Source organism: Parvimonas sp. C2 (genome assembly GCF_035282405.1).
Classification (GTDB): Bacteria; Bacillota; Clostridia; order Tissierellales; family Peptoniphilaceae; genus Parvimonas.
Map to the genome: position 1 here is coordinate 470,403 of NZ_JAYKBP010000002.1, position 13,008 is coordinate 483,410.

Genomic DNA, 13,008 nt, shown 5'->3' on the forward strand with positions numbered 1-13,008 from the left:
TCATAAACACAAAAAAAGGAAATAACTAAAAGTTATTTCCTAAAATTAAAATTATTAAAGAAAAATATTGAATAAAATTGGAAACAAAGCTCCTTTAAAAAGCCTTTTACAACTTGAATATTAGGAAACTTTGTCTTTTTAAAACAAAAACCGGAAATACATTTTATAAAAAATGGATTACCGGCTAAATTACCAAAATTATTAAAAAGAGAAAATTTAAGAACAAAAACAGAAAAGTCAATCAAACAATTTTTACCAATATTAAAAACCGACATTTTAACTGTACTTGTCATAAAATTTACCTCCGTCAATTTTTCTTTGACTATTATACAATAATAAAAATATAAAGTCAATACTTTTTTAAAAGTTTCACAAAAAAACTCCACCAATTTGATGGAGTCAAGGTATAGACAAAGTATAAAATTTGTCTGCACAAAAAAAGAAATTAATGGTTCAGTAACTAAATTTATTATTTCAAAATATATGCCTTTACATTTGTTTTTTCAGAACAATTTTATCACAAATTAATTTTGCGAATGTAAAAACTTCATTATTATTGTTATTTATTAACTACTTTAACCGACTTAACAAATTTTTTAAAATCTTTCTTTATTTTTTCTTGCAAATCTAATGGAGTATTTACTAAATCAATTTCAAATGTAAGCTCTAAAACTTCTTCTCCATCTTTATATAAGTATGAATGTTTTTCTATCTTTTTATTTTTTCCAGAAACTTCTACATAGTATTCTTTATCGTCAATCTCTTTATACTTAAATGATTTTAAATCCCCATGCCATCTTGTCCATGTTTTTTTTATATCTTCACTTGAAAAACTTTCATATGCAGTATCTATCATAAATCCTATATAGTTATTTTCATATTCTTCATGAATATATATTTGATAAGCATCTGTATGTCCATCTTCTATATCAATATATTCATCAGGAAGTAGCTTATAACTAACTTTTGAATCATCTGCGGTTTCAAATCCACCATTCTTAGAAATATTTTTAAAATCTATATCCTTAGCATTTAATGCTAAATTACGTACAGTTTCTCCCAACACTTCCGGATTGACTGGTAACAATAACTCTACAATATTATTAGAATTCTTACTTCCAATATATCCTTTCCCAATACTAACCCAAAGTTCAACCTTAATCTTATCATCATATTTTAAAACCTCTATGAATTTATATTTTTTACAAAATGTGTTGTAAGATTTTATTCCTGTTACTGCCCAAAAATCTTTTTTAGAATTTTTATGTTTTGAATTTTCTGAATATTCTAATTTAGTTAATATCTCTTTCCCAAACTCTGTATTAGTCATTGTATGTGAATAAATTTTATCTTGATATTGACTTACCCATAATCCCCTTTCATCTCTTATATCATGTATTATTAATATATTATCACCTAAATGGATTGATACACTTGCCTTTGATATCATTTTTAATTTCCTCCAACTATTATTTTTAATATTATATTGTTCTTATTTGCATATTCAATTGCATTGTTAATACAATTTATTTGACTTTCATTAAGAGTTACATTTGGAACTACTACTTCTAAGCATTTAAATGAATAATCTTCCGGATTAACTCTATTACCATTCATTCTACCTTTTTCAAAATTAATTAACTTATTAATATCATTTTTAATGGTATATTCCAATCTCTTCCCAGTTAGATAAGATTTTGCTGATAAATTCCTACTTTTTATACTAGTTATTGTTCTATTTTCTATTCTATCAATACCAGGAAAATTATGTCCTAAATTATTATTCCCCTCCATTCGATCAATTTTTATTCCTCTTTCAAATTTATCTTTAAACCACATTCTCGCTTTTAATTTTAATTTTCCTACAACTGTATTAAGTTTTAAAAATGAATTGTCTACTGTAAAACTTTTATACACTTTAATCTTGCCATTAGCATCAATATATTTCCATATCTGAGATCCATCTTTAAATTTTTCAATTTTTAAGCTTCCTCCCTTTTCAAACCAATTTTTTGGTATTGGGGCATTTTTTGGCTTATTATCAGATATAAACTTTGTAACTTTTCCAGGATTATCTAATTTTAATTTTTCCCAGCTATTAAAATCTTTTACTTCTATTGGTTTTTCTACAATGTTATCACTCAATTCTACTGGCTTTTCAGGAATATTCTCTTTCGCTACATTCGGCTTATCAGTAATGTTTTCTTTTACTTCTATTGGTTTTTCAATAGCTTTACTATTCAAGGTAAATTTACCAGCATATTTGGAACCATAATATGCTCCTAGCATGGAAGCTAGAAACTGTCCAATTCTTGCATTTTCTTCTGAAAATCCAAGTTGTTTCAGTCCATAATAGCCAACCTTTCCTCCAACCCATGCTCCTGCACTTCCTGCTAAAAATTGAAAACCTCCTTTAACAATACTATTTGTTTTTCCTATTGGTATAAGTATTGATGAACCTTTTGTAAAAATCTGTCCAGTTCCATGGTACAATTTGTCATTCCCTAAAAATACAGTATCTCTTATAGGATTAATAGCACCTGTTTTGTTATCTCCTAAAGAGCCATAAATTACATCTTGACCAGCTTCTGTCATATTAGATACTGAATATGCTACTGTTCCTGTTCCACATATTTTCCCAGCAAGTACTACTAATGGCGTTGCTGATCCTCCTGTTGCTACTATTGCTGCTGTTCCAACTAAAAGTGTAAGTCCTCCAACAATTAAGTTTTTTATACCTTTATTTCTTCTCTCTTTTGCGAAAATTTGTTCCCATCTAACTTTGTCTCTTTTGTCTGCCTCTTCTATTATATTTTTCCTATTGGAAAGATATCTATTAGAATTGTCAAAGGCAATAGCTAATTCTTTTGCAAAGTCTATTTTGGCTAAATCTCCTGATTGGTAGGTGCTTATATCACGAGCTTTATTGCTATAGTTTTCCATGAAATTTCTTGTAGATACCAATAACTCCTTAAAAAGCTTTAAATCTTGTGATTGATGCAATTTCTCATATGAAACTATTCTGCTATTAAGAGTGTCTAACCCACTAATTAAAAAATTATAGTTAGAAATCATAGTATCATGGCTATTTCCACTGTAACTTATTAAGTCAGAAACTTTATTTTTTGTTGCTACTAGTAAATCTATCTGATTTGCAAAATTACTTCTAGAATAGGACAATTCATTCCTTAAGTTTACGAAAGTTTGTTCAGAGAGCTTTGATTTGGAATCACTATCGACATTATAGTACCCATCTTTATATAACAGTAAAGAATAAGCATAATCCTGAATTAAATTTTGCATTGAAACTAACAAAGTCCCGTGAACTTCATATAGATATACTTTAATGCTATCCATTGTCTCTCCCTTAAGAGAAGAGTCATCAGAAAAATTTTTAATTGCTTCCATAAGATTTTTTATTGAATTATTCCAAATTGCTATAGAATTAGAGAGTTCTCTTTGAACATTGGCTATATCTTCAAAATGAATTTTATATTCCACTTCAATATCCCCCTATCTATCATAAACTAAAAATCCTTTTCAACTTACTATGTAAACATATTAGTTAAATTAAGTTTTGAAACTAACATATATTTATTATATCATTAATATATAAATAAAGATACAAAAAAGAGAAGAAATTAATAAATTTCTTCTCAGTTTGACTACAAATTAGTGGAATATTTCTACTTATTCAACAAGTCCGGTTTAAATGTCGGAACCATATCTTTTAAGATGTCTGTAATATCTTTTTTGTCCAGAGTGTTTTTAACTTTATCAAGTCTTTCAAGTCCATCTTTTAGAGCTTCTACATTGTGAACTATCGGTTTTTCTATAAATATTTTTTCGTAGTCAGTTGCTACTGAATTTTCCATATTTAATAGTAATTCTTCATAAAGTTTTTCTCCGGGTCTAAGTCCTGTAATTTTAATGTCTATGTCTTTATAAGGTTCAAAGCCTGAAAGTCTAATAAGGTTCTTTGCCAAGTCAAGAATTTTAACAGGCTCACCCATATCAAGTATAAAGATTTCTCCCCCTTTAGCAATTGCCCCCGCTTGTAATACAAGTTGGCAAGCTTCAGGGATTGTCATAAAGTATCTTATTATATCTTCGTGAGTAACTGTAACAGGTCCACCCTCTTTTATTTGATTTATGAAAAGCGGAATTACAGATCCGTTTGAACCCAAAACATTTCCAAATCTAACAGCGACAAATTCTGTTTTAGATTTTTCATTATATGTTTGAACTAACATTTCGCAAATTCTCTTTGTTGTTCCCATTACAGATGTAGGATTTACAGCCTTATCTGTTGAAATCAAAACAAATTTTGAAACATTGTGCTTATCACAGGCTCTTATAACATTTAGAGTTCCAAAAACATTGTTTTTAATTGCAGAAGTTGAGCTGTTTTCCATAAGTGGAACATGTTTATGAGCTGCTGCGTGAAATACTACATCAGGTTTATATTTTCCAAATATTATATCCATTCTTTCAGCATCTCTTATTGATTCAATTTCTACAACCAAATCTAAATCTTTATAATGTCTTACAAGTTCCATTTGAATTTCATAGGCATTATTTTCATAGATGTCTAAAATTATCAATTTTTTTGGACTAAATTTTGCTATTTGTCTACAAAGCTCAGAACCGATTGAACCGCCCCCGCCTGTTACCAAGACAGTTTTATTTTTCAAGAAATCATTTAGTACTTCCTGATCTAATTTAACTTCATCACGTCCAAGCAAGTCTCCAATTTCAACATCTCTTAAATCTCTTATATTTAATTTTTGATCATCAATTAATTCATACATTCCAGGAATTATTTTTATCTTCATAGATAATTTTGAGCAAATATCTGAAATATCTTGTTGAATTTCTCTGTTAGCTGAAGGCATTGCCAAAATAACTTCATCTATTCTAAATTCACTAATAGCTGAAATAATTTTTTCTTTTCCTCCAAGAACGGGAATTCCTAAAATTTCTGTTCCTACCTTGTTTTTATCATCGTCGATAAAAGCTACAACCTTATAACCTAATTCCTTATGTTTTCTAAGTTCATTAAGAACTAAAACACCTGCATCTCCTGCTCCAATAATTAAAACTCTTTTAAGTTTTTCAACAGGAATTGAAAAAACTAAATTTTTTCTAGCCTTTGAAAGATATCTCGTACCTGTAACAAAAAACATATCAATTACGAAAACAAGTGCCATAACACTTCTTGGAAATCCTACATTCCTTGATATTAAAAGGATTCCAGTTAGAACATTCGCGACAACTATTGCCATAAAAATTCTAAACAACTCTTTAAAATCTGCATATCTCCACATTATTCTGTATAAACCAAAGAGGGCAAAAACTACAATTTTGATTAAAACTATAGGAATTATCCATTTGCTATACATATACCAATAATGTGCAGGAATTTTCCAATCAAACTTTAATAGAAAACCCAAATAGTAACAAAGATTTATAATTATAATATCCAATATTATTAAAAATATTTTTCTTATCATTATTATTCTCCCATTTTAAAATCTGAAGAAACTAGTTTTTTTAAGTATTCTTTTATAGAATTTTGATTTGTTTTATCTTTCAAACCATATTCTATACTTGCAATTAAAACTCCAACTTTATTTCCAACGTCATAAGTTTTACCGTCAAATTTATAGCCTAATAAATCTCCTTTTAAAGTCAATTCATTTAAGGAGTCTGTAAATTGTATTTCTCCATTTTTTCCCGCTTTTTGATTTTCAAGAATTTCAAAAATTTCATTTTTAACAATATATCTTCCGACCATTGCTAAATTTGAATTCGTTTCATCAATATTCGGTTTTTCTATAAGTCTTGTTGAGTCAAAAACATTTTTTTCGATTTCTTTTCCTTCCAAAACGCCGTAATTATGCCTTTTTTCATCAGGTACAAATTCAACACCTACTACTGTTTTTTCGTATCTGTTATAAATATCGACAAGCTCTTTTGTACATGAACTGTCTTTACAGTCAATTATAACATCCCCCAAAACAACGCAAAAATCTTCGCCATCTACAGCTTCTTTTGCACAAAGAATCGCATGACCCAATCCCTTTTGTTCTTTTTGAATTATAAAACTTATCTTACATTTTAAAATATTTTCCAAAGCGTCAATATCGCTTTTTGAAACATTGTTTGAATTTTTAACTCTTGGATCAATTTCAGAGTTAAAATGTTTGTCAATTGTAAAATAATCTTCATTTACAATGAGAATTACCTCATCAATTCCTGCCTCTACAACTTCTTCAATTACATATTGCAAAGTCGGTTTGTCAAAAATCGGCAACATCGCCTTTGGAACACCCTTTGTTGCAGGAAACATTCTAGTTGCGAGTCCAGCTGTTGGAATCACGACTTTTTTTATCTTCATAATTACACCAATGCCTTTAAATTTTCAATTATATAATCAACTTGCTCATCTGTTAATAAAGTATGAAGTGGCAAAGTAATTTCTGACTTATAATTATTAAAAGCATTTGGATAATCTTTTATATCAAAGCCTAAATTCTTATAAGCAGTAAACATAGGCAATGGCTTATAGTGAACATTTGTAGCAATTCCTCTTTCAGCCATTTTTACAATTATTTCATTTCTCTCTTCTTCACTCGCACCTTCAATATTTACAATATAAAGATGACAACAAGATTTTTTATCTTCTTCAAAGTGAATAAAAGGCTTTACTCTTGTTCCTTCAAATCCTCTATTATACCTTTCCACGATTTCAAAACGTCTTTTCAAAAGATTTGGATATCTCTTTAATTGAGCTAAACCAATTCCTGAAGCAATATCAGTTAAATTACATTTGTAATTAGGAGCAACAATGTCATACTCCCAAGAACCTAGTTTCATCTTTGAAAGTGCGTCTTTTGATTGTCCATGTAAAGATAAAAGTTGAAATTCTCTATAAATTTCATCATCGTTTAAACCTAAATTTCTATTCCAAGTAACTGAGCCACCCTCAGCAACAGTAAAGTTTTTAACTGCATGGAAAGAGAAACAAGTAAAATCAGCAATGCTTCCACTTGGTTTTCCCTTATAAACAGCTCCAAGTGAATGAGCTCCATCAGCCAGAACTATAACTCTACCAATTTTTTCTTGTAATTTATTATTTGGTCTAAATAAAGATTTCTTTCTTTCTACAATTTCAAAAATCTCATCATATTTACAAGGCTTTCCTGCCAAATCAACTGGGATAATTACCTTTGTATTTTCTGTAATTGCATTTTCTAAAGCTTCTAAGTCCATAAACTTATCATCTTTGTTTGTATCAACTAAAACAATCTTTGCCCCAACATGATGAATAACACTTGCAGATGCAGTATAAGTATATGCACAAGTTATAACTTCATCTCCTGCTCCCACTCCAAGCAATCGTAAAGTAAGTTCCATTGCAGCAGTTGCAGAATTTAAACAAACTGTCTTATCTGTATTAGTAAAAGCAGAAAGCTCTTGTTCTAGTCTTTTAGTCTTTGGGCCAGTTGTTATCCAACCTGACTTTAAAGCATCTACAACTTCATCAATCTCTAATTGGGTAATATCCGGCGGAGAAAATTCTATTCTCATATAATCACTGTCCTATCTATCACTACCACCACTGTTGTTGTTATTTTTATTGTTTTTATTACTGTTATTATCTTTTTCAGAATTAGAATTTTTCTTCTTATCAATAACAGCACCTTTACCTTCTTTAATATTCTTAATTAAAGATTCTTTATCTTCTTCATCAACAACAATATATTCAACATTTTCAACTTTATTTTCTTTCTTTTTATTGTCTATAACAACTTTTCCTGTATGGAAGCTATTACAACCAACAAAAGAAAGACAAACAAAACAAATTGCAACTAAATTTCTTTTTTTCATAATGAACTCCTATTCACTATCCTTTTCAACCATAGGTTTCATTGTTGGAAAAAGTAGTACATCTCTTATAGTATCTTGATTTGTCAAGTACATAATAAGTCTGTCAATTCCTATTCCCATACCACCAGTTGGTGGAAGACCTATCTCAAGTGCATTGATAAAATCATAATCCATCATTTGAGCTTCGTCATCACCATTTTCTCTGGCTTCAACTTGTTTTAAAAATCTTTGTTTTTGATCTATTGCATCATTTAATTCACTAAAAGCATTTGCAATTTCTCCACAATTTACAAAAGCTTCAAATCTTTGAGTATATCTCTTGTCCTTAGGGTCTCTCTTAGCAAGTGGACTGATTTCCACAGGGTGCTTAGTAACAAAAGTAGGTTGAACCATATATTCTTCGCAAAATTCTTCAAAGAATAGAGAAATAACTTCTCCTCTTGTAGTATGTTCAGTAACTTCTATTTTCTTTTCAATAGCAAGCTTTCTTGCTTCTTCATCTGTTAAAATTGTTTCAAAATCAACTCCTGCATATTCTTTTACAGCGTCAACCATTGAAATTCTTCTCCAAGGTGGTTTAAAGTCAATAACTTTACCCTGTAACTCAACTTCAGACTTTCCAACAACTTCCATACAAACAGTATAAACCATTTCTTCACAAAGTGTCATCATTTCTTCATAGTCAACATAGGCTTGATATAATTCAATCGCAGTATATTCAGGATTGTGAAGTTTATCCATACCTTCATTTCTGAACATTCTTCCCATTTCATAAACTTTATCGAAACCACCTACAATCAATCTCTTTAAATATAATTCATTTGCAATTCTAAGATACATATCAATATCTAAAGTATTGTGATGAGTTATAAAGGGTCTTGCATTCGCTCCACCAGCAATTGTATTTAAAATCGGAGTTTCAACTTCCAAAAATCCTCTACTGTCAAGATATTTTCTGATAGAAGAAATAATTTTACTTCTCATAACAAAAACATCTTTAATTTCAGGATTTACAATCAAATCCACATATCTTTGTCTATATCTTAAATCAACATCTTTTAAGCCGTGAAACTTTTCCGGTAAAAGTTGTAAAGATTTTGTAAGTAAAACAACCTTTGAACTTCTTATTGAAATTTCTCCTGCATGAGTTGTGAAAACTTCACCTTCAACCCCTACAATATCTCCAATATCCAAAGTTTTAACTTCTTCATAACTTTCGCCTAAAACATCAAGTTTATTAAAAAGTTGAATCTTTCCAGAAAAATCTTGCAAGTCCATAAAACAAACTTTACCATGTCCTCTTTTAGTTCTAATACGACCAGCAAGTCTTACAACTTTCCCTTCATAATTTTCGTAATTATCTTTTATCTCTTTTGAATAAATAGTACCTTCAAATTTCTCAATTTCATGTGGGTCTTTTCCTGCATCAACTAACTCTTGTAATTTTTGTCTTCTTACTAAGAGCATTTCATTTAAATTTTGTTCTTCCACAATATCACCCCTTAATTTATCTTTATATTTTGTATTTTGTATTCTACAACATTTCCGTTCGGTAATTGTACTTGAACTTTATTTCCCTTTTTCTTTCCTAAAATAGCTTTACCAATAGGTGATTCATTTGAAATTTTGCCTTCAAGCGGATTACTTTCAGCAGAGCCTACGATTGTATATTCAACCTTTTTCTTACTTTCAACTTGAACTAAAGTAACAGTAGCTCCTACATTAACAGTTTTTGTATCTAGCTCAACTTCATCTATTATCTTTGCATTCGCAATCATATTATCGAGTTTAACAATTTTTTCTTCTATCTGAGCTTGTTCATTTTTAGCTTCATCATATTCGGAGTTCTCAGAAAGATCTCCAAAATCTCTTGCAACCTTTATTTTCTCCGCTATTTCTTGTCTTTTAACGGTTTTTAATTCTTCTAATTCTAATTCTAATTTTTTTAAACCCTCAGCAGTTAAAAATATCTCTTTTTCATCCATAATATCTCTCCTTAAAAATCTACAATACTATTCAAATATTATACTAAATACACAAAAAAAAGTCAATTAAACGACGAATATTACATATATATTATAAAAATATTTTTATGTAATTACTTGACTAAAGCAAAAATGTATGATAAAATGAAAGTCTAAAAGTGTTAATGTTTCATTTCGATTTTATGATGAAGTAAATGGTATTTAATAGTTATTTTACAAGGGAGGATTCTATGGCTAAGTTTAAAAAAATTATCAGCATATTGGTTGTATCAATTATGTTATGTTCTTGTGCGTCTTCAGGTATGCTAAAAAAATTAGAAAACAAAGTTTATGATGGAGATAAAGGAGGACAATTAGTAATAACAAAGGAGAGTTCTAAATCTCCAAAATTAAATTTTCAAGGTCCAAGTCCAATTACACCAAATACAGATTCTGCAAAACTGGAAGAAAAAAGGGAGCAATATGAAAAAAGTATTCCAAAAGAATATTCCGGTGTAAAAATCGAAGAGAGAGATGGCAAAAAATACATTGTAGCCAAAGATTTTAAATATAAATTAGTTGTTGTAGATGAAAATACTATATTAGATGAAGAAGACAATGTAACTTATAGATGCCTACCAGATTTATATAAAGACAGTAAAAAATAAGAATTAGAAAGCTCTACGAAAGTGGAGTTTTTTTGTGGGAATGTATCGAAAATATATTAAATACGGAAGTTTCATTCTTAACAGGCTTTAGAAAATCTCCAGAGTCATTGTATCTAATTGTTTAATAACTAAAAGTTAAAAACAAATAATTTTCTCATATCAATAAATAAACTTCAAAAATCTATAATAATTGCATAGAAAATTGAATTACTCAATTTTCATTTTTTATATTTTATTCTAGTACAGTTCTAATTTTACAATTAAAAATGTTTAAAAAGATTTTTTCTATGTTTTAAATATCATTTTTACGGTATATATAGAGTGTGTGGTAGTGTTTAAAGATAATAAACTCCTCCCATAAGTTTTCCTTTTCTTCGCTACCACACTTTACATACTACAGCATTGACTTTGTTCCTTTTAAATCCTCCCAAATTTTACAAATACAATTTCAATTGCTGTTTATAATGTATTTTAACTTTCCTAAAAAAGATGAGTGCTTTTGCACCCATCTTTTAATTACATAAAGTAAATAGTTAAATTTCAACAAAAAAGCGTAGAAAAAATCTACGCTTAATTTTTTATATTATACTACTTCTAACCTAATCTTTGTTTTGCATCTGATGCTCTTCTTAATGCTTGTCCTGCATAGTTAATTGAAAGCATTAGTACAAGTACTACCATTGACGCAGGAAACCAAATATACATTCTATCTCTTAATACAGTAGGATCCAATGCCTTGTTGATTAATGTTCCAAGTGATGGTACCCCATCCGGCAACCCGAAACCAAGGAATGTAAGTCCTATTTCTATTCCCATATTTCCAGCTAAGTCTAAAATAGCACTAATTATAAGAATTGAACTAATATTTGGTAGTATTCCTCCAAACATTATCTTCCATGAAGGTGTTCCCATTGTCTTAGATGCACTTATATAATCACGTCTTCCTTCAGAAAGAGCTTTTGACCTTACAAGTCTGGCAATACCTACCCAATAGAATACAGTCATTATAATTACGAATGTAAATGCATTATATCTAGGAACTAATGTTACAAATACGATAATAAGCATAAGAATTGGTAGCACTTGGATAAAGTCTATAATTCTCATAATGATGTTATCTACTATACCACCATAGAATCCTATAATTAACCCAACAATTATACCTATTAAATTAGTTAAAAATGTTACTGAGGCACCTATAAGAATTGAATTTCTTGTTCCTAAGAAAAGTTGTCCTAAAAGTGGTCTACCACCTTGGTCAGTTCCTAAAATAAATCCTTGTTCTCCAGGTTTTAAGTATGAATTCATAAGATTTACTTTCATTACTTCTTCAAGATTAAAGAATAAACTTCCTATGAATACTACCAATATTATCGTAACAAATAATATAAACGAAAATGTTGCTAATTTATCTTTTTTAAATTCCCTAACAATTACTTTGAAAGCACTTGGTGTAATATCTTGCTTATTTAGGGAAGCATCTTTTTCCATTTCTTTTTTCTTACTCATTTTATCACTCCCCCTATTACTCTATTCTTATTCTTGGGTCAACTATACTCATAATGATATCTGATAGCAAACTTCCAAGTAAAGTCATAAATCCGTAAATCATAATTAATGTTGTCAATAATGAATAATCTCTTGATTGTATAGAGTCAAAAAACAATTTTCCCATTCCAGGATAACTAAAGATAGTTTCCATAAATACAGAACCTGAAATAAGTCCTGTTAAAGTAAATCCAAAGAATGCAGCTATTGGTAAAAGAGAATTTCTAAAAATATGATGTGAATAAACTTTATTAATAGGTACTCCCTTGCTCCTTGCAGTTCTTACATAGTCTGAACCTTTAGCATCTATAACTTCATTTCTTAAATATTGAACTATTACTGTTGTAGCTATTAAAGTATAACATATTGCAGGTAAAACCATATGTCTTAATCTACTTATCACATATGCAAAACCTTTAACACCTGGATCAACATATCCTGATGCTGGGAACCAATGTAATGTATAACCAAAAATCAAAATCATAACCAAGTAAAATATAAAACCTGGTATTGCAAAAGTTACAAAATTATACAATGTAACGGCTTTATCAAACTTACTTCCATTATATCTACCTGAGAACAAACCAAGAGGAAGTGCTACCATATATAATAATGTTACACAGCATATTGATAGCCAGAATGTATTACTAACTCTTTGTGATAAAAGTGTAGATACTGGTAACTTAAATGTATAACTTATACCAAAATCACCTTTAAATATATTTGTAATCCATCTCCAATATTGTTGATACCATGGATCATAGAAACCATATTTTATTCTTAATGCTTCTAATTGATTAGGATCAGTTGTTGGTGAAATTTGTCCAGAGAAAGGATCTCCCGGCATCAACTTAGCTAAAATAAAAACTAAAATACTTAATATTATTAATTGAGGTATCATTAGAAGAAATCTTCTTAACACAGTTTTCCACATA

12 protein-coding genes are annotated in these 13,008 nt (G+C 29.1%); 1 reads left to right on the forward strand and 11 read right to left on the reverse strand.

Going from position 1 to position 13,008, the window contains the following annotated elements:
• Positions 1 to 32 precede the first annotated feature (32 nt).
• The 9 genes from VJI95_RS05320 to greA all read right to left on the reverse strand — a co-directional run bounded on the left by VJI95_RS05320 (position 33) and on the right by greA (position 9,878).
• Positions 33 to 293 carry a hypothetical protein gene (locus VJI95_RS05320; protein WP_324010516.1) on the reverse strand — a complete coding sequence of 87 codons (261 nt, stop codon included), beginning with the start codon at positions 291 to 293 and terminating at the stop codon, positions 33 to 35.
• Between the two features lie 266 nt (positions 294 to 559).
• A complete protein-coding gene (locus VJI95_RS05325) occupies positions 560 to 1,450 on the reverse strand; it encodes a hypothetical protein (protein ID WP_324010517.1) in 891 nt (296 codons plus the stop codon).
• A 2-nt stretch (positions 1,451 to 1,452) separates the two neighbouring features.
• Positions 1,453 to 3,501 carry a T7SS effector LXG polymorphic toxin gene (locus VJI95_RS05330; protein WP_324010518.1) on the reverse strand — a complete coding sequence of 683 codons (2,049 nt, stop codon included), beginning with the start codon at positions 3,499 to 3,501 and terminating at the stop codon, positions 1,453 to 1,455.
• Positions 3,502 to 3,686: 185 nt separating this feature from the next.
• Positions 3,687 to 5,513 (reverse strand): polysaccharide biosynthesis protein, encoded by a 1,827-nt coding sequence (locus VJI95_RS05335; RefSeq protein ID WP_324010519.1) that lies wholly within the window; start codon positions 5,511 to 5,513, stop codon positions 3,687 to 3,689.
• A gap of 2 nt (positions 5,514 to 5,515) precedes the next feature.
• Positions 5,516 to 6,400, reverse strand: coding sequence for a UTP--glucose-1-phosphate uridylyltransferase (locus tag VJI95_RS05340; protein ID WP_324010520.1), 885 nt, complete (start codon positions 6,398 to 6,400; stop codon positions 5,516 to 5,518).
• 2 nt (positions 6,401 to 6,402) lie between these two features.
• Positions 6,403 to 7,593 carry a DegT/DnrJ/EryC1/StrS family aminotransferase gene (locus VJI95_RS05345; RefSeq protein ID WP_324010521.1) on the reverse strand — a complete coding sequence of 397 codons (1,191 nt, stop codon included), beginning with the start codon at positions 7,591 to 7,593 and terminating at the stop codon, positions 6,403 to 6,405.
• Between the two features lie 12 nt (positions 7,594 to 7,605).
• A complete protein-coding gene (locus VJI95_RS05350; protein WP_324010522.1) occupies positions 7,606 to 7,893 on the reverse strand; it encodes a hypothetical protein in 288 nt (95 codons plus the stop codon).
• A gap of 9 nt (positions 7,894 to 7,902) precedes the next feature.
• Positions 7,903 to 9,360, reverse strand: a complete 1,458-nt coding sequence (gene lysS / locus VJI95_RS05355) for a lysine--tRNA ligase (RefSeq protein WP_323999494.1) — start codon at positions 9,358 to 9,360, stop codon at positions 7,903 to 7,905.
• 35 nt (positions 9,361 to 9,395) lie between these two features.
• On the reverse strand, positions 9,396 to 9,878 hold the full coding sequence (gene greA, locus VJI95_RS05360) for a transcription elongation factor GreA (protein WP_323999435.1): 483 nt from the start codon (positions 9,876 to 9,878) through the stop codon (positions 9,396 to 9,398).
• Positions 9,879 to 10,108: 230 nt separating this feature from the next.
• Between greA and VJI95_RS05365 the strand changes: the two genes are divergently transcribed.
• Positions 10,109 to 10,525 carry a hypothetical protein gene (locus VJI95_RS05365; protein ID WP_323999432.1) on the forward strand — a complete coding sequence of 139 codons (417 nt, stop codon included), beginning with the start codon at positions 10,109 to 10,111 and terminating at the stop codon, positions 10,523 to 10,525.
• Between the two features lie 594 nt (positions 10,526 to 11,119).
• Here the strand turns inward: VJI95_RS05365 and VJI95_RS05370 are convergent.
• Both VJI95_RS05370 and opp4B read right to left on the reverse strand, forming a co-directional pair.
• Positions 11,120 to 12,034 carry an ABC transporter permease gene (locus tag VJI95_RS05370; RefSeq protein WP_324010523.1) on the reverse strand — a complete coding sequence of 305 codons (915 nt, stop codon included), beginning with the start codon at positions 12,032 to 12,034 and terminating at the stop codon, positions 11,120 to 11,122.
• Positions 12,035 to 12,050: 16 nt separating this feature from the next.
• On the reverse strand, positions 12,051 to 13,007 hold the full coding sequence (gene opp4B, locus VJI95_RS05375; protein ID WP_324010524.1) for an oligopeptide ABC transporter permease: 957 nt from the start codon (positions 13,005 to 13,007) through the stop codon (positions 12,051 to 12,053).
• Position 13,008: the final 1 nt, after the last annotated feature.

Excerpts from the sequence above, each read along its gene's own strand:
- VJI95_RS05320 (WP_324010516.1), bottom strand. The coding sequence starts at position 293 with ATGACAAGTACAGTTAAAATGTCGGTTTTTAATATTGGTAAAAATTGT.
- VJI95_RS05325 (WP_324010517.1), bottom strand. The coding sequence starts at position 1,450 with ATGATATCAAAGGCAAGTGTATCAATCCATTTAGGTGATAATATATTA.
- VJI95_RS05335 (WP_324010519.1), bottom strand. The coding sequence starts at position 5,513 with ATGATAAGAAAAATATTTTTAATAATATTGGATATTATAATTATAAAT.
- VJI95_RS05340 (WP_324010520.1), bottom strand. The coding sequence starts at position 6,400 with ATGAAGATAAAAAAAGTCGTGATTCCAACAGCTGGACTCGCAACTAGA.
- VJI95_RS05345 (WP_324010521.1), bottom strand. The coding sequence starts at position 7,593 with ATGAGAATAGAATTTTCTCCGCCGGATATTACCCAATTAGAGATTGAT.
- VJI95_RS05350 (WP_324010522.1), bottom strand. The coding sequence starts at position 7,893 with ATGAAAAAAAGAAATTTAGTTGCAATTTGTTTTGTTTGTCTTTCTTTT.
- lysS (WP_323999494.1), bottom strand. The coding sequence starts at position 9,360 with ATGCTCTTAGTAAGAAGACAAAAATTACAAGAGTTAGTTGATGCAGGA.
- greA (WP_323999435.1), bottom strand. The coding sequence starts at position 9,878 with ATGGATGAAAAAGAGATATTTTTAACTGCTGAGGGTTTAAAAAAATTA.
- VJI95_RS05365 (WP_323999432.1), top strand. The coding sequence starts at position 10,109 with ATGGCTAAGTTTAAAAAAATTATCAGCATATTGGTTGTATCAATTATG.
- VJI95_RS05370 (WP_324010523.1), bottom strand. The coding sequence starts at position 12,034 with ATGAGTAAGAAAAAAGAAATGGAAAAAGATGCTTCCCTAAATAAGCAA.
- opp4B (WP_324010524.1), bottom strand. The coding sequence starts at position 13,007 with ATGTGGAAAACTGTGTTAAGAAGATTTCTTCTAATGATACCTCAATTA.